The organism is Bradyrhizobium sp. (genome assembly GCF_035935975.1).
Classification (GTDB): domain Bacteria; phylum Pseudomonadota; class Alphaproteobacteria; order Rhizobiales; family Xanthobacteraceae; genus Bradyrhizobium.
Genome location: NZ_DASYWN010000052.1, coordinates 64,976 through 90,032, shown reverse-complemented (window position 1 = coordinate 90,032; position 25,057 = coordinate 64,976). Strand labels below are relative to the sequence as shown.

Annotated in this window: 20 protein-coding genes; 10 read left to right on the top strand and 10 right to left on the bottom strand. The window is 65.4% G+C overall.

Annotated elements, in window-relative coordinates; all coding sequences use genetic code 11:
- Nucleotides 1-211 precede the first annotated feature (211 nt).
- Entirely contained in the window at nt 212-2,038 is a 1,827-nt protein-coding gene (locus VGR99_RS31125; RefSeq protein WP_326903766.1) for an aminopeptidase P family protein, read from the bottom strand.
- A 188-nt stretch (nt 2,039-2,226) separates the two neighbouring features.
- On the opposite strand from VGR99_RS31125, the gene VGR99_RS31120 reads away from it, so the two are divergent.
- Nucleotides 2,227-2,406 carry a hypothetical protein gene (locus VGR99_RS31120; protein ID WP_326903765.1) on the top strand — a complete coding sequence of 60 codons (180 nt, stop codon included), beginning with the start codon at nt 2,227-2,229 and terminating at the stop codon, nt 2,404-2,406.
- A 99-nt stretch (nt 2,407-2,505) separates the two neighbouring features.
- Here the strand turns inward: VGR99_RS31120 and VGR99_RS31115 are convergent, their stop codons facing one another.
- A complete protein-coding gene (locus tag VGR99_RS31115) occupies nt 2,506-3,393 on the bottom strand; it encodes a 50S ribosomal protein L11 methyltransferase (RefSeq protein WP_326904079.1) in 888 nt (295 codons plus the stop codon).
- A gap of 158 nt (nt 3,394-3,551) precedes the next feature.
- On the opposite strand from VGR99_RS31115, the gene VGR99_RS31110 reads away from it, so the two are divergent.
- Complete coding sequence (locus VGR99_RS31110; protein ID WP_414645205.1) at nt 3,552-3,707, top strand: Flp family type IVb pilin; 156 nt, start codon at nt 3,552-3,554, stop codon at nt 3,705-3,707.
- A 273-nt stretch (nt 3,708-3,980) separates the two neighbouring features.
- Here VGR99_RS31110 and VGR99_RS31105 read toward each other — a convergent pair whose 3' ends face one another.
- Nucleotides 3,981-5,591 (bottom strand): NAD(P)/FAD-dependent oxidoreductase, encoded by a 1,611-nt coding sequence (locus VGR99_RS31105; RefSeq protein WP_326903764.1) that lies wholly within the window; start codon nt 5,589-5,591, stop codon nt 3,981-3,983.
- A gap of 270 nt (nt 5,592-5,861) precedes the next feature.
- Here VGR99_RS31105 and VGR99_RS31100 point away from each other — a divergent pair, with 270 nt between their 5' ends.
- The gene (locus VGR99_RS31100; RefSeq protein WP_326903763.1) at nt 5,862-8,141 is read left to right on the top strand and encodes a fused MFS/spermidine synthase; all 2,280 of its coding nucleotides are present in this window, start codon (nt 5,862-5,864) and stop codon (nt 8,139-8,141) included.
- Nucleotides 8,142-8,282: 141 nt separating this feature from the next.
- Here the strand turns inward: VGR99_RS31100 and VGR99_RS31095 are convergent, their stop codons facing one another.
- Complete coding sequence (locus VGR99_RS31095; protein ID WP_326903762.1) at nt 8,283-9,266, bottom strand: glycerophosphodiester phosphodiesterase; 984 nt, start codon at nt 9,264-9,266, stop codon at nt 8,283-8,285.
- 160 nt (nt 9,267-9,426) lie between these two features.
- Here VGR99_RS31095 and VGR99_RS31090 point away from each other — a divergent pair, with 160 nt between their 5' ends.
- The 3 genes from VGR99_RS31090 to VGR99_RS31080 are packed head-to-tail and all read left to right on the top strand — an operon-like array spanning nt 9,427 to nt 12,804.
- Nucleotides 9,427-10,386: an acyl-CoA desaturase gene (locus tag VGR99_RS31090; RefSeq protein WP_326903761.1), complete on the top strand. Its 960-nt coding sequence runs from the start codon at nt 9,427-9,429 to the stop codon at nt 10,384-10,386.
- Between the two features lie 47 nt (nt 10,387-10,433).
- Nucleotides 10,434-11,816 (top strand): MBOAT family O-acyltransferase, encoded by a 1,383-nt coding sequence (locus VGR99_RS31085; RefSeq protein ID WP_326903760.1) that lies wholly within the window; start codon nt 10,434-10,436, stop codon nt 11,814-11,816.
- On the top strand, nt 11,791-12,804 hold the full coding sequence (locus tag VGR99_RS31080) for a hypothetical protein (RefSeq protein WP_326903759.1): 1,014 nt from the start codon (nt 11,791-11,793) through the stop codon (nt 12,802-12,804). Before VGR99_RS31085 ends, VGR99_RS31080 begins: the two co-directional genes overlap by 26 nt.
- On the opposite strand, the gene VGR99_RS31075 is transcribed toward VGR99_RS31080, so the two are convergent.
- Nucleotides 12,801-14,498, bottom strand: coding sequence for a fatty acyl-AMP ligase (locus VGR99_RS31075; protein ID WP_326903758.1), 1,698 nt, complete (start codon nt 14,496-14,498; stop codon nt 12,801-12,803). The two genes, VGR99_RS31080 and VGR99_RS31075, sit on opposite strands and share 4 nt — an antisense overlap.
- Nucleotides 14,499-14,522: 24 nt before the next feature.
- Nucleotides 14,523-14,777, bottom strand: coding sequence for an acyl carrier protein (locus VGR99_RS31070; RefSeq protein WP_326903757.1), 255 nt, complete (start codon nt 14,775-14,777; stop codon nt 14,523-14,525).
- A gap of 323 nt (nt 14,778-15,100) precedes the next feature.
- Here VGR99_RS31070 and VGR99_RS31065 point away from each other — a divergent pair, with 323 nt between their 5' ends.
- Together VGR99_RS31065 and VGR99_RS31060 are read left to right on the top strand one after the other, a co-directional pair.
- Nucleotides 15,101-18,187: a CHAT domain-containing tetratricopeptide repeat protein gene (locus VGR99_RS31065; RefSeq protein WP_326903756.1), complete on the top strand. Its 3,087-nt coding sequence runs from the start codon at nt 15,101-15,103 to the stop codon at nt 18,185-18,187.
- Between the two features lie 61 nt (nt 18,188-18,248).
- A complete protein-coding gene (locus tag VGR99_RS31060) occupies nt 18,249-19,511 on the top strand; it encodes a hypothetical protein (RefSeq protein ID WP_326903755.1) in 1,263 nt (420 codons plus the stop codon).
- An 18-nt stretch (nt 19,512-19,529) separates the two neighbouring features.
- On the opposite strand, the gene VGR99_RS31055 is transcribed toward VGR99_RS31060, so the two are convergent.
- Nucleotides 19,530-20,321 (bottom strand): L,D-transpeptidase, encoded by a 792-nt coding sequence (locus VGR99_RS31055; RefSeq protein ID WP_326903754.1) that lies wholly within the window; start codon nt 20,319-20,321, stop codon nt 19,530-19,532.
- A 382-nt stretch (nt 20,322-20,703) separates the two neighbouring features.
- On the opposite strand from VGR99_RS31055, the gene VGR99_RS31050 reads away from it, so the two are divergent.
- Nucleotides 20,704-21,027, top strand: a complete 324-nt coding sequence (locus VGR99_RS31050; protein WP_326903753.1) for a hypothetical protein — start codon at nt 20,704-20,706, stop codon at nt 21,025-21,027.
- Nucleotides 21,028-21,134: 107 nt separating this feature from the next.
- Here VGR99_RS31050 and VGR99_RS31045 read toward each other — a convergent pair whose 3' ends face one another.
- Together VGR99_RS31045 and VGR99_RS31040 are read right to left on the bottom strand one after the other, a co-directional pair.
- Nucleotides 21,135-21,896: an ABC transporter permease gene (locus VGR99_RS31045; RefSeq protein ID WP_326903752.1), complete on the bottom strand. Its 762-nt coding sequence runs from the start codon at nt 21,894-21,896 to the stop codon at nt 21,135-21,137.
- On the bottom strand, nt 21,893-22,816 hold the full coding sequence (locus VGR99_RS31040; RefSeq protein ID WP_326903751.1) for an ABC transporter ATP-binding protein: 924 nt from the start codon (nt 22,814-22,816) through the stop codon (nt 21,893-21,895). The genes VGR99_RS31045 and VGR99_RS31040 overlap by 4 nt, the downstream gene beginning before the upstream one ends.
- 287 nt (nt 22,817-23,103) lie before the next feature.
- Between VGR99_RS31040 and VGR99_RS31035 the strand changes: the two genes are divergently transcribed.
- Nucleotides 23,104-23,823 (top strand): hypothetical protein, encoded by a 720-nt coding sequence (locus VGR99_RS31035; protein WP_326903750.1) that lies wholly within the window; start codon nt 23,104-23,106, stop codon nt 23,821-23,823.
- A gap of 55 nt (nt 23,824-23,878) precedes the next feature.
- On the opposite strand, the gene VGR99_RS31030 is transcribed toward VGR99_RS31035, so the two are convergent.
- Nucleotides 23,879-25,057, bottom strand: coding sequence for a cytochrome P450 (locus tag VGR99_RS31030; RefSeq protein ID WP_326903749.1), 1,179 nt, complete (start codon nt 25,055-25,057; stop codon nt 23,879-23,881).

Sequence of the window (25,057 nt, the reverse complement as noted above, 5' to 3'; positions counted from 1 at the left end):
CTTTCGAAGTCGAATCGACTGTAGCGTGCTCGCACAAGACGGACATCGGCGTTTCGGAATGCGGCTATACCGATTCCGGGACTGTTATAATAACAGTGTGCAGGAGGCCGTTATTTTACGGGCAAACTGCGTCAGGAGCGTGCAAAGCCCGTCGTGAGTACGGGCGAAAACGGTCAAGCCTTGCGCCGGTCGCGTAGCGCCATGCGCGGCGCTATGTCAGCGCCGCCGTCGCCTGGTCGAGCCACGCCTTCGTCGCCTCATCCAGCGCCGGCGCGACCTCGGCCCGCACGCGGGCGTGGTAGGCGTTCAGCCAGTCGAGTTCGTCCTTGCTCAGCATCGCGACGTCGATCAGCCGTCGGTCGATCGGCGCCAGCGTCAGCGTCTCGAATGCGTTCATCGGCTTCTCGGCGCCCTTGATGTCGGTGGCGACCACCAGCTCGAGGTTCTCGATACGGATGCCGAAACCGTCGGTCTTGTAGTAACCGGGCTCGTTGGAGAGGATCATGCCGCGCTTCAGCGGCGTGGTGCCGAGCTTCGAGATGCGCGCCGGACCTTCGTGCACGGAGAGATAGCTGCCGACGCCGTGGCCGGTGCCGTGCTCGAAATCGACGCCGGCGGCCCAGAGATATTGCCGCGCCAGCGTGTCGAGCTGCGCGCCGGTGGTACCGTCGGGAAACACCGCGCGCGCGATCGCGATGTGTCCGCGCAGGACGCGGGTGAAGCGGTCGCGCATCTCGTCTGTCGGCTCGCCCACGGCCATGGTGCGGGTGACGTCGGTGGTGCCGTCTTCATATTGTGCGCCGGAATCGATCAGCAGCAGATCGCCGGGTGCAATGCGCCGGTTGCTCTTGCGCGTGACGCGGTAGTGCACGATGGCGCCGTTCGGACCGGTGCCCGAGATGGTCGGGAACGATACGTCCTTCAGGGCGCCGGTGTCGCGGCGGAACGTTTCCAGCGCCTCGACGGCGTCGATCTCGGTGAGCTTGCCGCTTGGAGCTTCACGGTCGATCCATGCGAGAAAGCGCGCCAGCGCCACGGCGTCGCGGACATGGGCCGTCTTCGTGCCCTTGATCTCGGTCGCATTCTTGACCGCCTTGAGCAGCGCAATCGGATCGCCGCCGCGCACCGGCTTGCCGCCGGCACCCGCGATCAGCCGGCTCAGCGCGTCGGCCGCGGTGGCATTGTCGAGGGCGATGGCCGCGCCGCTCTTGGCCAGCGCCATCAGCGTCGGCGCCATCGCATCGGGCTCGCGCACGTCGGCGGACTGTTCGAGATGGTCGCGCGTCAGGTTGGAGAGTTTTCGGTGGTCGATGAAGATGGTGGGACGGCCGTCCTTCGGCACCAGCGCGTAGGACAGCGGCAGCGGGGTATGCGCGACGTCGGCGCCGCGGATGTTGAAGGTCCAGGCCACCGCATGGCTGTCGGACAGCACCAGCGCGTCGGTGCCGAGCTTGCCGATCTCACTTCTTATTTGCGCCAGCTTGTCGGCCTCGGCGACGCCGGCATGTTGCAGGCTGTGCACGGCAACGGGGGCAAGCGGCGGCTGCGGCCGGTCCTGCCAGATCGCATCGACCGGGTTGCTGTCGACCGCCACCAGCTCCGCGCCGGCCTTGGCGCAGGCGGCGGCCAGACGCTCGGCTGCTGAAGAAGTGTGCAGCCACGGATCAAATCCGAGGCGGTCGCCGGCTTTCAGGTGCGCCGATACCCAATTTTCCGGCGGCGGATCGACCAGCGATTCCACCGCCCAGGCCTTGGCGTCGACCTGCTTAGCAGCCTGGATCGTGTAGCGGCCGTCGACGAAGAGGGCGGCCTCATGCGTCAGCACCACCGCCAATCCCGCCGAGCCGGTAAAGCCGGTCAGCCAGGCCAGCCGTTCTTCCGAGGGCGCCACATATTCATTCTGCTGCTGGTCGGCGCGCGGAATGACGAAGCCGGTCAGCTTGCGGCGGGCGAGTTCTTCGCGAAGCGCGGCAAGGCGCGCCGTCAATGCGACGCCGGCCTCGGGCTCTTCGAATGTCTGGAAGTGTGCTTCGAACATGATGGGCTCAATCTACGACCGGGGCGATCAGTCCGCAATGTGGACGCATTTGCGGCGCATCTGGCATGGAGTGTGCTTGAAAACGTTCCATTCGAATTGAGTGGAGTACAGGATGCAGCAGTTGCGCTTCGTCCGGATAACAGGGAAATTCGAGCAAGTGGTTCATCTCAACGGCGAGAGGACACACGATGCCAGCGTTCACGTTTGAGAAGATTTCGCCGCCGGCCCGCCGCGCCCCGGCCGCAACGACACCCAAGAAGCCGCGCGGCCTCATCAGCCAGATGATCAATCGTTTCGCCGAGCGTCGCGCCAGGCGCGCCCTGCGGAGCGAGCCCGCGATGCGCCGGGACGACAAGCCGGCGGAGTAGGGCGGCGATCGTGATGCCGTAGGGTGGGTTAGCCGGAGGCGTAACCCACCACTTTTGTCGTTGCGCGAGAAGAGGCGGATTACGCTTCGCTAATCCGCCCTACGACACCTTCTTCAGCAACAAACTGCTCCATCCCTCGATCCTGAGGTGCTTCAGCGGCACGAGGCCGCGCGCGCGGTAGGCGGCGATCACAGCGGGGGCCTGGTGGGTCAGCAGGCCCGAGAGGATGACACGGGCGCCTGGCGCCAGGTGCCGCGCCATCGGGCTCGCCAATTGCCGCAGCGGGTTGGCGAGGATGTTGGCCAGCACCAGGTCGAACGGGCCGCATCTGGCGAAATCCGGCGCGGCGAAGCCGGTGGCGCGGATCACCCGCACATGGTTACCAACTTCATTCAGCGTCGCGTTCTCGGCGGCGACCCGCACCGACGGCGGGTCGATGTCGGAGGCCAGCACCGTGCGATGCAGCGCCTTCGCCGCGGCGATCGCCAGCACGCCGGTTCCGGTGCCGAGGTCGAGCAGGGTCCTAGGACGGGAGCTCTTCAGGACATGGTCAAGCAACAGTAAACAGCCGCGCGTGGTGCCGTGGTGGCCGGTGCCGAAAGCGAGCGCCGCCTCGATCTCGATCTTGAGCTTGTTCGGAGCGACGCGGTCGCGATCATGGCTGCCGTGCACGACGAAACGTCCGGCCGGCACCGGGACGAGATCTTCAAGGCTGGCCTTGACCCAGTCCTTGGCCTCGACGGTGTCGAAGACGAGGGTCGCAGCGATCTCATTTCCCGCTGAATTTGTAACGATTTCGCTGAGCAATGTCTGGTCGGGCGCCTCGGCGAAATGCAACGTGACGTCCCATTGTCCGTCCGGCCGCTCGAACGCGGCGACCGCCGCATCGCCCTCGAAAAACACCTCGGTCAGCACGTCGACGACGCGCTTGGCCGCGGCCTCGGTGCCGATCGAAAAGCTGGCGCGATGGGTGGGGGAAGGCTGCATCATAAGGTTCCGATCAGTTCAATTCTTGGAACTTTTGTTCCTAATTTTCCGCATAACTTGCAACGCCGGGATTAACCTGCCCGTAGGTTGTATCCCGTAGATTTTCGGATGTTGGAGCCAAACAACACACCTAGAAATGGAGGCGAGTCTTGAAGCGCATGGTTTTGAAGTTCTGGTCCGATGAATCCGGTGCGACCGCGATCGAATACGGGCTCATCGCGGCCGGTATCGCGCTGGCGATCATCACCGTTGTGAACAGCCTGGGCACCACTTTGAACGACAAGTTCGGTTCGATTAGCACTTCCTTGAAGTAATTTCCGCCTCCCGTTTCCCAGCGGAAGCGGATTTCTTCATAGGTTGTTCCTAGATCAGCGCCCGCTCGGGGGATTGCCCCCGGCGGGCGAGATCGTTTTGGGGGCCGCTTGGAAGATGCCCACAGGCTGTCCGCTGGTTTTCCGCGTGTTATCCACCGGGTATCTCACCGCTCATCCCCAGCTTCTCCACTGCCTATACCCGGCTGGGTCCGGCCTGCTGGCGCCGGTGCTCACAGATCTGCCAACAGCCTTGTCCACACCCAATCCACAAGCCTATCCACGGCTTCCGAACAGCGAGCGATGATCCCGCAGGATCGCCTGCGCGGCATTGTGGCCGGGGGCACCGGTGACGCCGCCGCCGGGATGGGCGCCGGAGCCGCAATGGTAGAGGCCCTTCAGCGGTCCGCGATAATCGGCATGGCCCAGCATCGGGCGCGCCGAGAACAGCTGGTTCAGCGTCAGCGCGCCGTGGAAGATGTCGCCGCCGAGGAGGCCGAATTGCCGCTCGAGGTCCAGCGGCGAGAGGATCTGGCGGCCGAGCACGCTTGTCCCAAAGCCCGGCGCGTAGCTATCCACCGTCGCGATCATGAGATCGGCGACCTCGTCGCGATGCGCGTCCCAGGATCTGCCGCCGGGAAGCTCCGGCGCGACGTGCTGGCAGAACAGGCTCGCCACATGTTTTCCTTCGGGCGCCAGACTGTCGTCGAGCGTGGAGGGGATCAGCATCTCCACCACGGGTGAGCTGCTCCAGCCCTGCGCGCGCGCATCGAGATAAGCGCGGTCCATGTAGCCAAGGCTTGGTGCCAGGATGATGCCGGAGGTGAGATGATCGCCGTCGCCGGGTAGCGCCGTGAAGGAGGGCAGGCGGTCCAGCGCCACGTTCATGCGGAAGGTGCCCGAGCCGTTCTTCCAGTGGCGGATGCGGGCGAGGAAGTCCTGCGGCAGGGCGTCGGCCGCGATCAGCCGCGTATAGAGCAGCTTTGGATTGACGTTGGCCGCGACATATTTCGCGCGGATCGTCTCGCCGCTCTCCAGCACGACACCGACGGCGCGGTCGCGCTCGACGATCACCTCGCGCACCCCCGCATCCGTGTCGATTGCGACGCCGCGCGCCTGCGCGGCGCGCGCCATGGCCTGCGTGATCGCGCCCATGCCGCCGATGGCATGGCCCCAGACGCCCTTCTTGCCGTTCACCTCGCCGAAGGCGTGGTGCAGCATCACATAGGCCGAGCCCGCCGCGTAGGGGCTGGCATAATTGCCGACGATGGCGTCGAAGCCGAACAGCGCCTTGACGAGGTCGTGCTCGAACCGCTCGTCCAGCATCTCGCCGGCCGAGCGGGTGAAGAGATCGAGCAGGCTGCGGCTCTGCTCCAGCGTCAGGCCGCGCAGGATATTGGCGCTCTGCAGCGCGTTCACGGCCTCGCGGATTGCCGCCGTGCCGATGCCGGTCAGCAGGTTCGGCGGCGCGCGCAGCACGAATTGCCGGAGCACGTCGGCGATGTCTTCAAGCTCGCGCGAAAAGCCGTCGAGCGCCTCCGCGTCATGCGCGCTCAGCCGCGCAACCGACGCCTTGGTCCGTCCCTCTCCCGTGAGGAGGTAGCTCCCGTCAGGCGCAGGCAGGAAATTCTGCGCGCGCCGTTCGACCACGCGCAGGCCCTGCTCGGCGAGGCCCAGATCGCGGATCACCTGCGGATTGAGCAGGCTCACCGTGTAGGCCGCGACCGAATTCCTGAATCCGGGGTGAAACTCCTCCGTGACCGCGGCCCCGCCGACCACCTTGCGGCGCTCGACCACGCGCACGCGCAGGCCTGCGCTCGCGAGATAGGCCGCGCAGGTGAGGCCGTTATGGCCAGCGCCAATGATGACGACGTCGGTTTCGCTCATGAAAGGTTCGAGGCCCAGTCTTCCGTCATTCCGGGGCTCGCAAGGCGAGAACCCGGAATCTCGAGGTTCCGGGTTCGATGCTTCGCATCGCCCCGGAATGACATCTCTATATCAAGCAATCGTCGCTGCAACATCACGAGCCCCTTTATTGCCCGTTCAGGCGCGGTGTGCTCCATTGCGCGTCCGGCGCCCGCCGGGGGCGTTGTCCGGCGCGTTTTCCAGCGTGAACCGGTGCCCACTTCGCTGGAAAACGCTTTTGCCGGAGCTTCCATGGATTCGATCGTGCAACCCGCCGCCACGGAGCAGCCGTCCGCCTCGCGCAACCGGCTGCTGCTGACGGTCTACACCGCCGCGATCTTCGTCAGCGCGCTGCTGCTGTTCTCGGTGCAGCCGCTGTTCACGAAGATGGTGCTGCCGCGGCTCGGCGGCTCGCCGGCGGTGTGGTCGGTGGCGATGGTGTTCTTCCAGTCGCTGCTGCTGGCGGGCTATGCCTATGCGCATCTGTTGATGCAGGTCCGGAACCGCATCGTGCCTGTCGTGGTGCATCTGCTGCTGCTGGTGCTGGCCTTCGCCACGCTGCCGCTCGGCATCGCCACCGCCTATGGCGAGCCGCCGGCGTCTGGCTATGCGTTCTGGCTGCTCGGCCTGTTCGTGGTCTCGATCGGCCTGCCGTTCTTTGCGCTCGCCGCCAACAATCCGCTGCTGCAGGCCTGGTTCGTCCGCACCGGCCATCCCGCCGCGCACGATCCCTATTTCCTCTATGCCTCCTCCAACATCGGCAGCTTCCTCGCGCTGTTGTCCTATCCGTTCCTGCTGGAGCCGATGTTCACGCTGCACACGCAGAACCGGTTCTGGACCGGCGGCTACGGCCTGCTGATTGTCCTGATCGCAGCCTGCGGCGTGCTGCTGCTCCGCTCGCCGAAGCTGGCTTTGGCCGACGCGCGTACCGAGGACGTCAATGCGCCGGCGCCTGGCATCGTGATGCGGCTGCGCTGGATCTTCCTCGCCGCGGTGCCGTCAGGCCTGCTCATCGCGGTTACCGCGCACATCTCGACCGATGTTGCGGCGGCGCCCCTGCTGTGGGTGCTGCCGCTGTCGCTGTATCTGCTCACCTGGGTGGTGGTGTTCCAGTCGCGGCCCCTGTTGCCGCACAAATGGATGCTGATGCTCCAGCCGGTCGCCATTGCCGGCGTGGTCGTCCTGCTGGCTTTCGGCGGCGAGCAAAATCTGCTGCTGACGCTCGGTGGCCACCAATTATGCTTCTTCGTCATCGCCATGGCCTGCCACGGCGAATTGGCGCGAACCCGGCCGGCGGCCAAATATCTCACCGGCTTCTATGTCGCGCTGTCGTTCGGCGGCATGGTCGGCGGCCTGTTTGCGGGCCTGGTCGCGCCCTTCACCTTCTCGTGGATCGCCGAATACCCGATCCTGATTGCGCTCGCGGCGCTGTGCCGGCCCTCGGCGAACGAGCGCCTTGCCGGCATCGTCAAATGGTATTGGCTCGTGCTCGCCGCGCTCGCGGTGGCACTCGTTGCGCCCTCGTACACGACCGGCGGACTCTCGACCTGGTTCGAGGATCATCGCGTCTGGGTTGCCGGCGCCGTCGGCGTGCTCGCCGCGCTGCTGACGCTGGCGCTCAATGCCGGCCGCTGGAAGATCTTTGCGACCGTCGCGCTCGCGCTGGTTTTGATCCGCATTTATCCCGCCGACGAAGGCCGCGTCACCACCGTGCGCAGCTTCTTCGGCGTGCACAAGATCGTGGAGACGCCGGGCGGCTATTTCCATGTGCTGATGCACGGCACGACCATCCACGGCGCCGAGCGTTTCCGCAACAATGACGGCACGCCGGTCACCGGCCGGCCCGAGCCGATCACCTACTATCACAAGGACGGCGGCATCGGTCAGGCCATCACCGCGATCCGCGAGCGCAAGGGCGCACCGCTCAAGGTCGCCGCGATCGGCGTCGGATCGGGCACGCTCGCCTGTGCAGCTGAACCCGGCGAGGACTGGAGGTTCTTCGAGATCGATCAGTCGATGGTGGATGCGGCGCGCGACCCCAAGAATTTCCGCTACATCTCGAGCTGCCTGCCGGACCTGAAGCCTGTCATCGGCGATGCGCGTCTCACCTTCGCGAAGGAGCCGGACGGCGTCTACGATCTCATCATCGTCGATGCCTATTCGTCCGATGCGATCCCGATTCATCTCGCCACCGAAGAGGCGATGGAGATCTACAAGAACAAGCTCGCGCCCCACGGTGCCGTGGTGATGCACGTCTCCAACCGGCACCTCGATCTCGAGACGGTCGTGGTCGGCATCGCCGACGCCAACGATCTGAAGAGCTGGGTCTTCAACGAGGATTCGGGTCGCGATTCCGACTACATCTTCTCGACCGACGTCGTCATCTCCGCGCGCGAGGAGGAAGATGTCGGCAAGCTCGCGTTGTCCAAATCATGGGAGCTGACGGAAGCGGACGACAGGGTGCGGGTCTGGACGGATGACTACTCCAACATCCTGGGTGCGCTGTACCGGCGCCTGCGGGACGGGGAGTAGGGCGGCGACCCGCCCTCTCGTGCCCCGGACGCTGCGCAGCACGAAGTGATGCGCTGCAGAGCCGGGGCCCATGGCGCGGCGTTCTGGGTCCCGGCTCTGCGGAGCAGCGTTGCACGCTGCGCCGCGTCCGGGACACGAGACCTACGGCTCCGCCGGTGTCCCCACCGGCAGCGCAATTCCCTTCTCGCCGGCGACCTGCCGCAGCAGGTCGGGCCGATCGGAGATGATGCCGTCGGCGCCGAGCTCGATCATGCGCGTCATGTCCTCGGGCTTGTTGACGGTCCAGACCACGACGCGCAGTCCAAGCGCATGGGCTTCAGCGATCAGCGCCGCGGTCACATCGCCGAAATAGGGCGACCAGATCGCACCGCCCGCAGCCTTGATGGTTCGCGGCAGCGACCCGCCGTGCTCGGCCGGATTGAAACCCGCTGTCCAGTTGGTCGCCTTGTCGAGTGCGACGGTCTGGCCCGAACCGCGCTGGAGCGTCAGGTACACCGTCGGCACGCTCGGCGCCTGCCGCTGGACGAGCAGCAGGGTCCTCCAGTCGAACGACTGGATCATGACACGGTCGGAAAATTTCTCCGCCTCGATCGCCCCGAGCAGTTTTGCGACGAAACTCTGCGGGTCGAGCGATTCGTCCGGACGGTTCGGATCGATCTTGGTTTCGATGTTGAAGCGTACGCGCGCGTTGCCGGACTTTCGCACCAGTGCGAACAGCTGCGCCAGCGTGGGGATGCGCGTCCCCGGCACGGCGCGTTGCTCGGGGAATTGTTTGGCATAGGCACTGTCCGGACGGATCTGGCCGACGTCGTAGGCTCTGACTTCTTCGAGCCGCAGCTTCACGAAAGGCGTGCCGGGCGACGTGACATAGGTGCCGCTCGCATCCCGCGCGAGATCGGGATTGAGCCCGCGCTCATGCGAGATGATGACTTCGCCATCGGAGGTGACGCCAACGTCGAGCTCCAGCGTGTCGATGCCCATCGACAGCGCGTTGGCAAAGGCCGGCAGGGTGTTTTCCGGCAACAGCGCCCGCCCGCCGCGATGCGCCTCGAGATCGAATCCCATTGCCCGTCCCGCCATCACGATCGAGATCACCGTTAGAATTGTCGCAGCACGTGATGGCATGACGGCTCGCCGGGCAAGCGGAAAAGGGCTGGATCTGAACGTTTTTCGGCACGAACGGCCCATTCTACAGGCTTTTGCGCCTGTTGAAACCTTGGGCTGCGGCTTGGGTTGCGCCCGCCCGGCTTGTATGTACTCATGGACGCCATCCTGGGACCCGCCCGTGCCACAGAAACGCGATCACCGCATCATTCGCAGCCGGCATTTTCACAAGATGCAGCGGCGGCATTTCATCATTTTCGACATTCTGCCCTTTGTCGGCTCGCTGGTTGCGCTGGGCCTGTTGTTCTATCGTCCGATCGGCGTGACGGAGCTCGGCCTGTTCCTCGGCTTCTGGCTGATCACCGGCCTTGGCCTCACCGTCGGTTACCACCGTCTGTTCACCCATCGCGCCTTCGCGACCTCCGCGACGATGAGCGCAATCCTGATCATCATGGGATCGATGGCGGGCCGCGGCTCCATGCTGTCCTGGGCGGCGATGCACCGGCGCCACCACGAACTGTCCGATCACGACGGCGATCTGCACTCGCCGCGGCTGCATGGCGACAGCCTGATCGGCCGCCTGCGCGGCTTCCTGCACGCGCATCTGACCTGGATGATCGAACACGACTATCCCAACGTCGCGCATTACGTGCCTGACTTGATGGCGGACCGCAGGCTGGTCGCCGTCAACAGCTACTATTACACCTGGGTCGTGCTCGGCCTGCTGCTGCCGGCGATCATCGGCGGCCTTGCCACGATGAGCCTGTGGGGCGCGCTGACGGGTCTGCTCTGGGGCGGCGTGGTGCGCATGTTCGTGGTCGAGCAGACCTTCTCCGCCATCAACTCGGTCATGCACACTTTCGGTACGCAGCCTTTCGTCACCCGTGACGACAACAGCCGCAATCTCGGCGTGATGGCCTGGCTCGGCTGGGGCGAGGGCTGGCACAACAACCACCACGCCTTCCCGTATTCCGCGGCCTTCGGCCTGCGCTGGTTCGAGTTCGATCCCGGCTTCATCTTCATCCGCACGCTGGAAGCGCTCGGGCTTGTCTGGGACGTCAAGGTGCCGAGCGAGGAGAAGATCGCGCGGCGCATGCTGCGCCAGCCGGGCGATGCGGCGCCCGATCTGGAAACGGGCTGAGCATCATCGACCGGCGCGAGCGCCGGTGATGGCGCGGCTTTGATCCGATGCTTTTCAACGACTATCCATTTCTCCTGGTCTTCCTGCCGGCGGCGTTGCTGATCTACCGCCTGGCCGATCCCTATCCGCACCTTCGGATCGGCGTGCAGGTCGCCCTCTCGCTCGCCTTCTATGCCTGGGGCAGTCCGTCCTTCATCCTGCTCCTGATCGCCTCGATCGCGATCAACTGGCTCGCCTCGGTCGCCTACGGGCGGGTGAAATGGAAGGCGGTGCTGACGCTCGTGATCGTGCTCGATCTCGCGGTGCTGGCGCTGTTCAAATACGCCAACTTCCTTCTCGCCAATCTCAGCCTCGTACTCGGCACGACACTGCCGGCGCTCGACATCGGGCTGCCGCTCGGCATCTCCTTCTTCACCTTCCACCACATCATGTATCTGGTCGATCTGAAGCGCGGCAAGGCACCGCTCTATGCGCTCGACCGATACGCGCTCTACATCGCCTTCTTTCCGCAGGCGATCGCAGGGCCGCTGGCACGCTGGTCGGAGGTGATGCACCAGTTCGGCAAGCAGGTTTACGTGCCGGGCTGGCAGCGCCAGTTCTGCATCGCGACCTGCTTCATCGCGCTCGGCCTGTTCGAGAAGGTGGTGATCGCCGACAGCCTCGCCCACCTGCTCGATCCCATCTACGCGGAGGCGGCCAACGGACCGCTTCGCAGCGGCGATGCCTGGCTCGCCTTCTGCTTCTCGTTCCAGATCCTGTTCGACTTCTCCGGCTATTCCGACATCGCGATCGGCCTCGGCCTCCTGTTCGGCGTGCAGCTGCCGTACAATTTCAATACGCCGCTGCGCTCGACCAACATCCAGGATTTCTGGCAGCGCTGGCACATCACGCTGATGCTGTTCCTGCGCGACTATGTGTTCTACCCGCTGGTCAACACGCGCCTGCTGCCGCGGCGCTGGCTGCAGGTGCAGTTCTTCGGCGCGATGATGATCACCATGGCGCTGTGCGGCCTGTGGCACGGCGCGAGCTGGACTTTTGTTCTTTGGGGCGTTCTGCACGGCCTCGCGCAGGTCGTTTGTTCGTTGTGGCGGCGCTATGGTCCGCGCTTCCCGTCATGGCTCGGCTGGGCGCTCACCGTGCTGTTCGTGCTTGCGACCGGTGTGATCTTTCGCGCAGGGTCGGTGGAGGCGGCCTGGCATGTCTTCGCCGGGCTTGCCCAACCATTGCCACTGGCGCGTGGCGGACAATTGTGGCCGCTGGTGGCGGCGCCGCTATTCGCGTTCCTGTTGCCGGCGAGCCAGGACATCGTGGCATTCTTCACCCGCCGTCCGAATCTGGTACTGGCCGGCCTGCTCGGTGTCGGGATTCTGGCCCTGCTGATCCAGATCGGCGAACGAGGGATTCATGAGTTCGTCTATTTCCAGTTCTGACGTCTCACCCGGGTGGGGGCGCTCCATCGCGGCCTGCCTCGGCACGCTCGCGCTCGGCGCTGCGCTGATTGCGACCCTCGTGATCCTCGTCGATCCCTACGACAGCGGCCGGTTTGGTAACGCCTTCGGCATCGTCGGCGTGAGCGACCGCAATCCCTGGACGGCCAACATCAGCCGGGCCCGCGACCCGCAGTTTGATTCAGCCATCCTCGGCAATTCGACCGTGCAGTTGCTCGAGCCCGCCAGGCTGGACGAGGCCACGGGCCTGCGCTTCGTCCAGCTCGTCGCGCCCGGCGCCGATCCGCGCGGTGATCTGGCGATCCTCGATTACTTCGCCAGACACCACAAGACGATCCGGGCGCTGGTCGTCTCGATCGATCGGCCCTGGTGCAGCAACACCGTATTGCCTCCGCCGAAGGACCCGTTTCCGTACTGGCTCTATGAGGGCGGTACGCTGCGTCATCTCGGCAATCTCTTCACCTGGGCCGCGCTCGATCGCTCGTTCCAGCGCATCGCCATCGCGCGCGGCGCGCGCCAGCCGGTCCGCGCCGATGGCTATTGGAATTACGAGGAGTTATGGGCACCCGGCGCAAAGCATCCCGCAGTCGCTGAGCCCGCGAAGGCGGTGCCGTTCACGGGCAAGATCGCGGATCCGTTTCCCTACGCGGCGATGCTGGCCGCTGCGATCGGAAAACTCCCGCGCGACGTGTCCGTCGTGCTGGTGATGCCGCCGACCTTCTACACGATCGTGCCCGTTCCCGGCAGCCGTGACGCCGCAGCTCACACGGCCTGTAAGGAGGCCTATCGCTCCATCGTCAGCGGGCGCGCGAACAGCAATCTGATCGACTACCGCGTCGACAATACGCTGACGCGGGATCCCGCCAATTTCACCGATCTCATCCACTACCGCGCGGTCATCGCGCGCAGGATAGAGCAGGGCATTGCCGCCAGCCTGCGCGCCGGTGAGGCGGCCGAGATCAGCTTCTAGCCGATCTCCTCCAGGCCGCCGTCGAGCCAGAGCCGGCGCGCCAGCTTGCGCTGGATCTTGCCGCTGGTGGTCTTCGGCAGGCTGCCTGGCCGGATCAGCGCGATGTGACGCGCGGAGAGCTCGTGGCTGTCGGCGACGGCTTCGCGGATCCGGCCCTTGATCTCGTCACTGTCGATCGAATGGCGCGCGGTGCGCTCCACCTCCTGCACGATGACCAGCGCTTCTTCGCCGCTCTCGTCCGGCACCGAAAACGCCGCGCCGCAGTTTTCGCGCAAGCCTGCGTCCAGCGATTGCACCGTGCGCTCGATGTCCTGCGGATAATGGTTGATGCCGCGGATGATGATGAGGTCCTTGATCCGCCCGGTGACGAACAATTCGCCTGATGCGTCGAGGAAGCCGAGGTCGCCGGTGCGCAGCCACGGGCCGTCCGCGCCGGTGATTTCCGCATTGAGCCCGTCGCGGCTCGCCTCGTCGTTGCGCCAATAGGCTCTGGCGACGTTGGCGCCGCTGACCCAGATCTCTCCGACGCGGTCGGCGGGCAGGCGCATGCGGTGCTCCGGCTCCACGATTGCGATGCGCTCGCCGGTGAGCGCTCGGCCGCAGCCGACGACGATCTGGGCATCGTCCACGCCGGGTGGCGCCTCCGCCACATGCGCCTGAAGCGCCGCGCGGCTGACACCTCGCGTGACGTGACCGCCGCCGCGCGTCCCGCCTGAAATCAGCAAGGTCGCTTCCGCCATGCCGTATGCCGGATACATCGCGCGCGGATCGAAACCGTGCGGCGCAAATGTCGCGACGAACCGTTCGATCGTCTCTGCATGCACCGGTTCGGCGCCGTTGAGCGCGATTTTGAGCGAGGAGAGATCGACGCCCTCCATCTGGTCGGGGCGATAGCGGCTGACGCAGAGGTCGAAGCCGAAATTGGGGCCGCACGCGACCTCCGCGCGGTAATGCGAGATCGCACGCAGCCAGCCGAGCGGCCGCTGCATGAAGGCGTTCGGCGCCATCAGCACGCAGGTCGCTCCGACATAGAGCGCCTGCAGCGCGTTCAGGATCAGCCCCATGTCGTGATACAGCGGCACCCAATTGACGTAGGTCGAATGTCTGCTGTTGCCGAGCGCAAGCCGGATCATCTCGAGATTGGCGAGCAGGTTTGCGTGGGTCACTACCACGCCCTTGGGCTCGGACGTTGAGCCTGATGTATATTGCAGGAAGGCGATATCATCAGGCGCCGGATCGGGCAGATCGGCTGCTGCTCTATCACCAGTGAGATCGACCTCGATCCAGCGGATGTTCTCTTGCGCAAAGCGGGCTTGCAGATCGCCGCGGAGCGCGAAGGCCGAGGTGGTCAGCGCCAGCGCCGGCGTGCAATTGGCGAGGATCGCGGCGCTGGCGTCGCGCGCGCTGTTCCGCCGCGGCATCATCATCGGCACCGCGATGATACCGGCCATCAGGCAGCCGAAGAACGCCACCAGAAATTCGAGACCGGGCGGAAACACCAGGATGGCGCGCTCGCCGGGTTGCCCGGCCAAAGTCAGGCGTGATGCGAGCGCGGTTGCGGCGGCGTGCAATTGGCGAAAGGTGAGTGAAGCTTCCTCGGTCCCGCGATCGGAGACGAAGACATAGGCGCGGTCGTCGCCTTGCTCCGCCGCGCGCCGGGCCAGTACAGCCACCAGCGAGCGGAACGTTTCCATTGGACTGCGCCGGTTCAGCCGCCCTCAGGCGGCGGTACGGATCGCGCGCTTGTCGGCGAGAAATCGCGACAGCGCCTCAACAGTAGGGTGGTCGTAAAAGTCGTCCGTCGACAGTTCGAGGTCCAGCTTTTCCTCGAGCTCCATCATGAGATAGACGAGCATCGCCGAATCGAGGCCGAGGCGGTTGAACTTGGTGCCGGTGTCGACCTTCTCCTTCGATATCCGCAGGATATTGGCCAAGGCCGTAACGCAGAAATCCGAAATCTGCTCGCGTGTCATGTCATTTCCCAGAAACAATGGGAATGACAATACGGGCGACCCCAAGGTTGTCAATTTGGCCGAAACGCCGCGGCGTTGAAGGTTGGGGACTGTTGCCTTCCTGCGTCGGTAAGCTGGTCAATTGATGCACTTCAGGGCGCGATTTCCGGCGGTCGACAGCGGGAAAAGCCCTCAATATCCTCCCGGGATTGCCGATTTGACGCGCGTGACGGGATTGTCGCATGAACCCCGCCCGATTGTTCCCAGTCCTTTTCCTTGTCCTGCTCGCTGCCCCGCCGGCCTCCGCCCAGCGCGGCAATGATTTTGATTCGCTGGTCGCTCAGATGAACGCGGCCACGGAGACCAGCCGTTGGGCCGACGGGCTCGCGATTGCCCAAAAGCTGGAGAACCTGGTGCGCCGCCGCCAGGGAAGCGACAATCTGAACTACGCCGGTGTGCTGCATAACGAGGGCATGTATCTGCGCAATCTCGGCCGCTTCCCGGAAGCCGTCGACAAGCTGAATGCAGCGCTCGCGATCAAGCTGCGGAACAACGACGTCGCCTCCACGCTACGCACCTCGAACATCCTGGTCGGATCGCTCGGCATGCTCGACCGGCGGGCGGAGGCGACCACCGTCGCCGAACGGGCGTTGGCGCTCGGCACCAATGCCTTCGGGGCCAATGACGTCAGGCTCGCCGGCACGCTGTCGGCGCTCGGCGGGCTGGCGCGCGACAAGGAGAACTTCAGGGAAGCCGCCGGCTATTTCGAGCGGGCGCTCACCGGCCTGCAGGCCGCCAATGCGCCGCCGTTCGATATCGCATCCGCGATGGACAATCTCGGCGACATCTATGGCCTGCTCGGACGCTTCGATGACGGCGAGCGCATGCTCAAGCAGGGGATCGATCTGCTCGACCGCAGCTTCGGCAAAGGCGCGGAGGCCGTGCCCAACTACGACAAGATGCTCAACGATCTCGGTAACCTCTATCTCGATGCCGGCCGTCTGTCTGACGCAGAGGCGGTGATGCGGCGCTCGCTTGCGATCACGCGGGCGCGCAGCGGCGAAACCCATCCGAACGTCGCCGCAACCACCGGCAATCTCGCGACCGTGCTCGAACACGAAGCGCGCTACGCCGAGGCGGAGAAACTGTACCAGCAGACGCTGCAGGCCTATGAACGGCTCTATGGGCCCAACCATCCGACCACGGCGATCGGGCTCAACAATCTCGCCAACGCCTATTCGGCGCAGGGAAAGAACGAGGCGGCCGCGGGCCTCCAGGAGCGTGTGCTAGCGATCTACGAGAAGGCGTTCGGCGCCGACAGCCCCGATGCCGGGCGTGCGATGAACAATCTCGCCAACAGCTACGCCAACCTTGGGCGGAACGATCCGGCGGTCGATCTCTTTCGCCGGTCTGTGGCGGTCATGGAGCGGAAGTTCGGCGAAGGCAGCGGAGCGAGCGCGCTGGCGACCGGCTCCCTCGGCCACGCCTTGATGGATATGGGGCGGACCGACGAGGCCCGGCCGTATCTGCTACGGTGTCTCGAGATCGATGAACGCGTGCTCGAACCCGGGCATCCCCAGCTCGTCAAGGACCTCCGCAGCGTCGCGCTGCTCGATCTCAAGACCGGCAATCTGGTTGAGGCCCGCGCCCGGCTCGACCGCGCGCTCTCGATCGCGCAGGAGAGGCTTGGACCGCGCCATCAGGACACCATCGCCACGCTGATCAACCTTGCCGATGTCGATCGCCGCGACGGCAGATGGCAGGACAGCCTGGCGCGGCTCCGGCTTGCCGCCACCGCGCTCAACGCCCAGCGCAACGCGCAGTTCACCCGCTTCACCGAGCTCGATCCCTGGCTGATCGATGCGATCTGGCGCGTCTCGGACGGCAAGCCGGACAATGCTGCGAAGGACGAGGCCTTTGGCGCCGCGCAACGCGCCCACGAGACCAGCGCGGGTGCCGCGCTGTCGCAGATGGCAGCGCGCTTCGGCGCCGGCAACGACGCCATCGCCGGACTGGTGCGGCGGCAGCAGGATCTCAAGACCAGCCTCGAAACGCTGGACAAGCGCGTAACGTCCGAGCTGGGTCAGGCCGACGGCAAGCGAAACGACACGTTGATCGCGAACCTGCGCGCACAGATCGCGCAGACGCAGAAATCGCTCGATGACGTCTCTGCGCAGCTCGACCGCAGCTTTCCCGCATACGCCGATTTGTCCAATCCGCAGCCGCTATCGATCGCCCAGACACAAGGCCTTTTGAAGCCGGACGAGGCGCTGGTCGCGTTCATTACGCTCAACGATAAGACCTATGCTCTCGCGGTGACGCGCGAGTCGAGCGCGCTGCGCCAGGTGTCTCTTGGCCGCCGCGACATCAGCGACCGTGTCGCGCATCTGCGGCAGGGCCTCGCCAACCCGGAAGCCGCTCAATCATCGTTCGATCTCGACGCGTCCTTCGAACTCACCAGCGCGCTGTTCGGACCGATCTCCGCCGATATCGCCGGCAAACCGAAGCTGTTGATCGTCCCGGCCGGCGCGCTCACCAGCCTCCCGTTCCATGTGCTGGTGACGAGGAAGCCCGATGCGACCTCTCCCGATCGCTACCGGCAGGCGGCGTGGCTGCTCAACGAGCGCGCCATCACGGTGCTGCCGTCGATCCCGAGCCTCCGCGCGCTGCGTAGCTTCGCCAAGGAGTCACGAGCGCAAAAGCCGTTCATCGGCTTCGGCGATCCGGTGTTGCAGCGCGCGTCGGGCGACAGGCGCGCGGGGCGCAACGTGCAGCCGTACCAGAGCTACTACGATGGCTCGGCCGTTGACCTCGAAAGGCTGCGCACCGGCCTGCCGGCGCTGCCGGAGACCGCGGGCGAGCTTCAGGCCGTGGCGCGCGCGCTCGGTGCTTCGCCGCAGGACGACGTCAAGCTTGGCCCGGCCGCGACCGTGACGAGCGTGAGCACCCTGCCGCTGGATCAATACCGCGTCGTCGACTTCGCCACTCACGGGCTCGTCGCCGGCGAGGTCAACGGCCTCAGCGAGCCCGCGCTCGTGCTCACACTTCCGGACAAGCCGACCAGCGACGACGACGGCCTGCTCACGGCGAGCCGCATTGCGAAGCTCAGGCTCGATGCCGACTGGGCGGTGCTCTCGGCTTGTAACACGGCGGCGGGCGACAGACCTGGGGCCGAGGGCCTGTCCGGCCTCGCACGCGCATTCTTCTACGCTGGCGCGCGGGCGCTTCTGGTCTCGCACTGGCCGGTCGATTCCGACGCTGCCGTGCGCCTGACGACGGGTGCGTTCTCCGAGCTGACCGCGCATCCCGGCATCGGCCGTGCCGAGGCGCTGCGGCGGTCGATGAGGGCCCTGATCGCGGACCTGTCTTCGCCGCGCAATGCCGATCCCGCCGTGTGGGCGCCGTTCGTGCTGGTCGGCGAGGGCGGTTGACGGCGGCTGCGAACAAGCGAAACTGATCCTCAAAAGAAGATCGGTTCCGGGAGGGACAGACATGCGGCTCATCTTGATCGCAGCGATGGCGGTTCTCATGGTCGGACAAGCGGCAGCCGAGGATGCGCTTTCGGGCGCAGCTCTCTATGCCGATGTCGCGCGCTACGCGTCCTTCGGCCTGCACCGCTTCGGTTCGCTCGGTGACCGCGCCACCGCCGACTGGATCGCCGGCGAGATGAAGCAGGCGGGGTTCGACGTCAGCTTCCAGGCTGTCGTGCTCGGCCGCCAATATGTCGTCGAGCAGGCCAGCGCGGAGGCCGGCGGTACGCGCGTCGAGGCGACGCCGTTCTGGTGGCCGCCGGAGGACAGAGCGAGCTTCCATCTCACGGCTCCGCTCGCGCGCGATGGCGATGTTGCCGGAAAGATCCTCTTGCTCGACCTGCCGTTCGATCGCGGCGCCTATCTCGGCCCCGTCCATCGCGCGGCGATCAACGAAGCGGCGGCGAAGAAACCCGCCGCCATCCTCCTGACGATCGGCAATCCCGCCGACGATCGCTTTGCCTACAACGTCACGCAGGAGGATGCGCCCTGGCCGGTGCCGGTGATCGTGGTCGGCGCGAAGTCCCGGCCGGCATTCGAGCGTGCGCTCGCCTCGGGCGCGGCTATCACCTTCGACGTCAAAGGCCATTACGAACGCGATGTCGCCGGCCGTAACGTCATCGCCGAGACCGGCAAGGGCCGCGGCCCGACCATCGTCGTCTCCACGCCGATGACCGGCTGGTACACTTGCGTCTGCGAGCGCGGCCCCGGCATCGCCAACTTCCTCGCGCTTGCGCGCACCGTCGCTGCGGAAAAATGGCCGGCGCATTTCGTCTTCATCGCCACCGCTGGTCACGAGATCGGTCACGGTGGCATGGAGCTGTTCCTGAAGCAGGGCGCGCCGCCGCCGAAGGATACGCTGGCGTGGATTCACTTCGGTTCGTCGAACGCCTGCTATGGCTTCGCGGAAGCAGCCCGCACCGATCGCCCCGAGGAAGAACGCTACCTCGTGCTGAGCAGATCCGCGGTCGCCCTGACCGATGAAGCCTTCGTTGGCGTTGCGGCGAAACGTCTGGTGACGGAGAAGCAGGCGGTCGGCGAGCTACGCGATGTGCACGCGGCGGGCTATGCCAATTTCCTCGGCATGGCCGGCCGCCATCGGACGTTCCACACGCCGTCGGACGATGTCGCCGCGACCGGGCCCGACATTCTCGAGCCGGTCGCGCGCGCCTTCGTCGGTGCTGCGCGAAAGATCGTCGAACGCGGCGAGGCCGCGTTCAGATAGAGCACGACCCGGAAAGCGTCAGTTCTGATAGTAATAGCCGCGCGGCTGATAAACCTGCCGGGGCTGCTGCGGCTGATAATAATAGCCCTGCTGGCCGTAGCCCTGATTGTAATACTGTTGCTGCGGCTGCTGCTGCTGATAGACCTGCGCGTCGTAGAGCGGGCGGTTACCGCGCGGCGCAGGATAGCGCGCGCCGGTGTCGCTGCCGTCGGCCGGATAGATGTAATTGTCGTCCTGCGGCATGTAGCGGCGGGCGGGCTGCGCCGGCGGCGCGAGGTTCACGGGATCGCCTGACGTGGCGTATTGCTCTTCGACAGGCTGCTGGGGCGCGCGGGCCACCGCCGTGTTGGCGCGGCCGCGCGGATTGCGGGCGAGCGCCACCTGCGCCGAGCCGGTCAGCGTCACCGTGGTGTTGAGCACGCCCTGCTGCTGCACCAGCGCGTAAAGCGTCGAAGCGTTCTGCCGCGACAGCCGCACGCAGCCATGCGAGGCGGGCGAGCCGAGCCGGCCGACCGAATCCGTGCCGTGGATGGCGTGCCCGACCTTGGTGAAGAAGATCGCGTGCGGCATCGGCGCGTCGTCGAACTCCTTGGAGTAGTGATCCTCTTCCATGCGGAAGGTGCGGAATGAGCCGCTCGGCGTTTCGCGCGAGGGGATGCCGGTCGACACCGGCCAGCGATAACGCGCGACGCCGTCGACGGCGACGGTCATCTGCTGATTGTCCTTGTCGACGGTGATCTCGACCTTGGCCTGCGCGGTGCCCGCGCTCAAAAGCATCAGGGAGGTGAAAGCGATCAAAAATGAACGCATCTGGAAACGCATTTGAGTCCTGGCCTCCGGCCTGTTCACGCTGGAGCATGATCCGGAAAAGTGTGTAGCGGTTTTCCGAAAGATCATGCTCAAACAATAACGCCGCGGCTCTCCGTCCCCCGGCGTGCAATATGCCTGCAATCCGGCTTCCGTTCCAGCGGCCTGCCTGCCCATCGTTAACGTGATGCCGGGCGTAAGCAAGGCCGCTTTGTGCCACGCTGCCAGCGGCAATGCTGACATTTTCGCGAGCGGACGTGCGTTCACAACGCCGACAATTCGTCACAAAGGCGCAACCATTTGGCTGCTTCGGGCGTTGATCATGGCCACCCCGACAGGCGGCGTCCGCCGCCACTTACCCCGTGTATTTCCCTTGGGATTGAAGATGAACAAAGCCCGTATCGCCGCCGCGCAATTGCCGGCCGGTCTGCCTGTCCGCCTGCTGTTCGCCGCTGCCGCCATCCTGCTCGCGCTGCTGGCTTTGCCGCACGCCAGCCACGCCCAGGGTATCGTGCGCGGGGCCCAGGAGGGTTCTTACGAAGGTAACCGGATCGCCGGCCCCGTGGGCGGTGTCGTTGGTGGCGCGGTCGGCGCCGGCGTTGGAGGGGCTGTAGGGGCGGTCGAGGGCGTGTTCGGCATTCCACATCACCGCCATTACCGGTGCCGCGGGTACTATGACGGGTATCATCGCTTTCATTGCTACAGGTGATGTCGCCGTAGCCCGGATGGAGCGCAGCGCAATCCGGGGCCGCCATCGCTTGAAGCGACACTGGTCCCGGATTTCGCTGCGCTCCATCCGGGCTACAGACGCGTCCGTCAGTTCTTCAGCCGATACCCGGTCCGGAAAATCCACCAGATCACGGCGAGGCAGATCACCAGGAATGCTATCGTCATGCCGATGCTGACGGACACGCTGACATCGGCGATCTCGTAAAAGCTCCAGCGGAAGCCCGAGATCAGGTAGACGACCGGGTTCAGCAGCGCGACCGAGCGCCAGGTGGGCGGCAGCATGTCGATCGAATAGAAGCTGCCGCCGAGGAAGGTCAGCGGCGTCACTACCAGCATCGGGATCATCTGCAGCTTTTCGAAGCCGTCGGCCCAGATGCCGATGATGAAGCCGAACAGGCTGAACGTCACCGCCGTCAGCACCAGGAAGGTCAGCATCCAGACCGGATGGTGGATATGCAGCGGCACGAACAGGCCGGCGGTGGCGAGAATGATCAGGCCCAGGATGATCGACTTGGTCGCGGCCGCGCCGACATAGCCGAGCACGATCTCGAAGTAGGAAATCGGCGCCGACAGGATCTCGTAGATCGTGCCGGTGAATTTCGGGAAGTAGATGCCGAACGAGGCATTGGCGATGCTCTGCGTCAGCACCGAGAGCATGATCAGGCCCGGCACGATGAAAGTGCCGTAGCTGACGCCCTCGACCTGGCTGATGCGCGAGCCGATCGCGGCGCCAAACACCACGAAATAGAGCGAGGTCGAAACGACAGGCGAGACGATGCTTTGCAGCAGCGTGCGCCAGGTGCGCGCCATTTCGAACAGATAGATGGCGCGGATGGCGCGATGGTTCATGACGTCCTCACGAGGTCGACGAAGATGTCCTCGAGCGACGACTGCGTCGTGTCGAGATCGTTGAAGCGGATGCCGGCGGTGCGCAGGTCGCTTAGCAGGCTGGTGATGCCGGTGCGCTCGCCCTTGGTGTCGTAGTCGTAGACCAGGGTCGCGCCGTTGTCGCAGAGGTCGAGCTCGTAATGGGCGAGGCTGTCCGGCAGTGCCGTGACCTTGCCCTGCAGATGTAGCGTCAGCCGCTTCTTGCCGAGCTTCTGCATCAAGGTCGCCTTGTCCTCGACCAGCACGATCTCGCCCTTGTTGATGACGCCGATGCGGTCCGCCATCTCCTCGGCTTCCTCGATGTAGTGCGTGGTGAGGATGATGGTGACGCCGGATTGCTGGAGGGTGCGCACCACCTCCCACATGCCCTTGCGCAGCTCGACGTCGACGCCGGCGGTAGGCTCGTCCAGGAACAGGACCTGCGGCTCGTGCGAGAGCGCCTTTGCGATCATCACGCGGCGCTTCATGCCGCCGGACAGCGTGATGATCTTGTTGTCCTTCTTGTCCCAGAGCGAGAGGTCCTTCAGCACCTTCTCGATGTGCGCAGGATTCTTCGGCTTGCCGAACAGGCCGCGGGAGAAGCTCACGGTCGCCCACACGCTTTCGAAGGCGTCGGTGTGCAATTCCTGCGGCACAAGACCGATCAGCGAGCGCGCCTTGCGGTAGGAGGTCTGGATGTTCTCGCCGCCGACGAGGACGCGACCTTCGCTCGGATTGGCGATGCCGCAGATGATCGAGATCAGCGTGGTCTTGCCGGCGCCGTTCGGCCCGAGCAGCGCAAAGATCTCGCCGCGCCTGATGTCGAGATTGACGTTCTTGAGCGCCTTGAAGCCGGACCCATAGGTCTTCGACAGATCGGCGACGGAAATGATGGATGACATGATGGCCAGGGCTGAAGGGCAAAGACTGGGGAAGGGGAGGCTGGAACCGGCCCGGGAGGGCGGTCAGCGGAGCCCTGAGATAGGAATGGCCTTGCCCGGCCGCAATTGCCCGGAGAAAAATGGTCTCAAAACAGGCCCTTCGGTGGCAGGTTGCGGGCAAGTGTTGCGCGATGGTCACGGCTTGCTGCTAAGATTGCCACTCACGCGCCTCTTTGTTGCGTCTGCGAGCGGGCCGTGGCTACGATTCCGGCCAATCGCAAAGCGTATTGTCCCCAGGGAAAACATCGATGAGACCGAACCGCCGTCACACCGCCGGCGCCAGCCAGTTGTCCGCCCTCCGTGCGTGGGCGATGGGCCTGCTCCTGCTGTCAGCTGTTGCCATGAGCCCGACCGCCGCCAAGGCGGCACCGAGCCAGGCCGCTGTCGCGACCACGCATGTCTACCTGCTGCGCGGCGTGCTCAACATCTTCTCGCTCGGGCTCGACACGATCGGCGCCCGCCTCCAGGCCCAGGGCATCCCGGTGACCGTCGCGAACTTCGTGTCCTGGTCCTCGCTCGCCGATGAAGCCGCCGCCAACTACCGGGCCGGCCGCGTCAAGACCATCATCCTGGTCGGCCATTCCTCGGGCGCGACCGCGCTGCCTGACATGATCGCCAAGCTCAACCAGCTCGGCGTGCCCGTGAAGCTCGCGATCGGCCTCGATTCCGTGTTCAAGACCAGGCTCTCGACCGGTGCCGAGCGCTACATCAACATCTATATCGGCGACGGCCCCGGCGAGCCGGTTCGCGCCGCGGACGGCCTGCGCGGCAAGCTCGACAATGTCGACGTCCGCGGCACCGGCGTCGGCCACATCTCGATCGACAAGAGCGAGGCGATCCAGCGCCGCGTCATCGGCGAGATCGACGCCGCGATCATGCGCTCGCGCGCCCCGGCAGCTCCGGTCGCCGAACCCGGCGCACCGCGGTCCGCACGTGCCGCCGCCGCGACGGCTCCGGCAAGGAACTGAGGGCCAAGGAACTGAGGGCTAAGAAACCGAGAGCGACGTCCGGGCTGAAACGGCCTTAAGCGGCCGTTACCCGGACCGGCATGCTCTCCAGCCCGCGCAGGGAATTGTTGAGCCTGCGCTTCGGCTCTGCGGTGAGCTCGATGGTCTTCACGCGCCTTGCGAGCTCGCTGAAGATCAGTTCGCCTTCCAGTCGCGCGATCATCTGGCCGACGCAGGCGTGGATGCCGGCGCCGAAGCCGACATGTCCGGTTGCGACCCGCTCGACGTCGAAGCGGTCGGGCCCGTCCCATCGGGCGGGATCGCGGTTGGCGGAGGCCATGAACAGCAGCACCTTGCGGTGGGCCGGAATCACGCCGCTGCCGATCTCGACGTCGCGCGAAGTGGTGCGAAAGAACGTCTGCACCGGTGAATCGTAGCGCAGGCCTTCCTCGAAGGCATTGCGGGCCAGCTCAGGTCTGTGGTGGAGCTTGCGGTATTCATCCGGATGCGTGGCAAGCGCGAGCAGGGTGTTGCCGATGCCGTTGACGGTGGTGTCGATGCCGGCGGTGAGGAACGGCCGCACCAGATGCGTTGCCTCGTGCTCGGTGATCTCGCCGTCGTCGGCGGCCTGGTAGATCATCATGCCGAGCCCGTCGGGCTGTAGCGCCTCGCGGGCGCAACAGTCCATGATCCAGCACTGCGCCGCGAGACCCGCCTTGCGCGATGCGGCCAGCATCTCGTTCTCCGGGCCGAAGCTGTCGAACACGAACGTGCTCCACGCCAGCAGCTTCTCGCGGCCGTCCGGACGGATGCCGATCGCATCAGGAAACACCTTCATCGGAAAGGCTTCGGCGAGGTCGGCAACGGCGTCGAAGCTACCTTTGTCGATCAGCTCGGAGACCTTCTTCTCCGCCTCCCGCTGAAACGTCTCGCGCAGCTTCCTTGCAACGCCCGGAGACAGCGTGCGGCCGAGCACCCGGCGGCCCTTGTCATGATCGGGCGGATCGATCTGGAGCGTCAGCGGTTTGGGCAGCGCCGGGTTCATTCCGTGGAGCCCGACACCCTCGCCGCTGATGAACGTCTTCCAGTCCTTCAGCGCCGGCTCGACCTCGGCGTAGCCTGCCATCGCCCACACGCCGTAGCGCTCCAGCTCGAAGACCGGCGCGAGCGCGCGCAGCGCCTCATAGGCGGGATAGGGATTCATCAGGAAGTCGGGCGCAAACGGATCGGCCGGACTGGATGCAATGCCGCTCAT

Bases quoted from the DNA above. Each gene is read 5' to 3' on its own strand.
- VGR99_RS31075 (WP_326903758.1), bottom strand. From the start codon at position 14,498: ATGGAAACGTTCCGCTCGCTGGTGGCTGTACTGGCCCGGCGCGCGGCG.
- VGR99_RS31030 (WP_326903749.1), bottom strand. From the start codon at position 25,057: ATGAGCGGCATTGCATCCAGTCCGGCCGATCCGTTTGCGCCCGACTTC.
- VGR99_RS31055 (WP_326903754.1), bottom strand. From the start codon at position 20,321: ATGCGTTCATTTTTGATCGCTTTCACCTCCCTGATGCTTTTGAGCGCG.
- VGR99_RS31115 (WP_326904079.1), bottom strand. From the start codon at position 3,393: ATGCAGCCTTCCCCCACCCATCGCGCCAGCTTTTCGATCGGCACCGAG.
- VGR99_RS31085 (WP_326903760.1), top strand. From the start codon at position 10,434: ATGCTTTTCAACGACTATCCATTTCTCCTGGTCTTCCTGCCGGCGGCG.
- VGR99_RS31080 (WP_326903759.1), top strand. From the start codon at position 11,791: ATGAGTTCGTCTATTTCCAGTTCTGACGTCTCACCCGGGTGGGGGCGC.
- VGR99_RS31105 (WP_326903764.1), bottom strand. From the start codon at position 5,591: ATGAGCGAAACCGACGTCGTCATCATTGGCGCTGGCCATAACGGCCTC.
- VGR99_RS31125 (WP_326903766.1), bottom strand. From the start codon at position 2,038: ATGTTCGAAGCACACTTCCAGACATTCGAAGAGCCCGAGGCCGGCGTC.
- VGR99_RS31060 (WP_326903755.1), top strand. From the start codon at position 18,249: ATGCGGCTCATCTTGATCGCAGCGATGGCGGTTCTCATGGTCGGACAA.
- VGR99_RS31065 (WP_326903756.1), top strand. From the start codon at position 15,101: ATGAACGCGGCCACGGAGACCAGCCGTTGGGCCGACGGGCTCGCGATT.
- VGR99_RS31045 (WP_326903752.1), bottom strand. From the start codon at position 21,896: ATGAACCATCGCGCCATCCGCGCCATCTATCTGTTCGAAATGGCGCGC.
- VGR99_RS31070 (WP_326903757.1), bottom strand. From the start codon at position 14,777: ATGACACGCGAGCAGATTTCGGATTTCTGCGTTACGGCCTTGGCCAAT.
- VGR99_RS31035 (WP_326903750.1), top strand. From the start codon at position 23,104: ATGAGACCGAACCGCCGTCACACCGCCGGCGCCAGCCAGTTGTCCGCC.
- VGR99_RS31095 (WP_326903762.1), bottom strand. From the start codon at position 9,266: ATGCCATCACGTGCTGCGACAATTCTAACGGTGATCTCGATCGTGATG.
- VGR99_RS31050 (WP_326903753.1), top strand. From the start codon at position 20,704: ATGAACAAAGCCCGTATCGCCGCCGCGCAATTGCCGGCCGGTCTGCCT.
- VGR99_RS31120 (WP_326903765.1), top strand. From the start codon at position 2,227: ATGCCAGCGTTCACGTTTGAGAAGATTTCGCCGCCGGCCCGCCGCGCC.
- VGR99_RS31040 (WP_326903751.1), bottom strand. From the start codon at position 22,816: ATGTCATCCATCATTTCCGTCGCCGATCTGTCGAAGACCTATGGGTCC.
- VGR99_RS31100 (WP_326903763.1), top strand. From the start codon at position 5,862: ATGGATTCGATCGTGCAACCCGCCGCCACGGAGCAGCCGTCCGCCTCG.
- VGR99_RS31110 (WP_414645205.1), top strand. From the start codon at position 3,552: ATGGTTTTGAAGTTCTGGTCCGATGAATCCGGTGCGACCGCGATCGAA.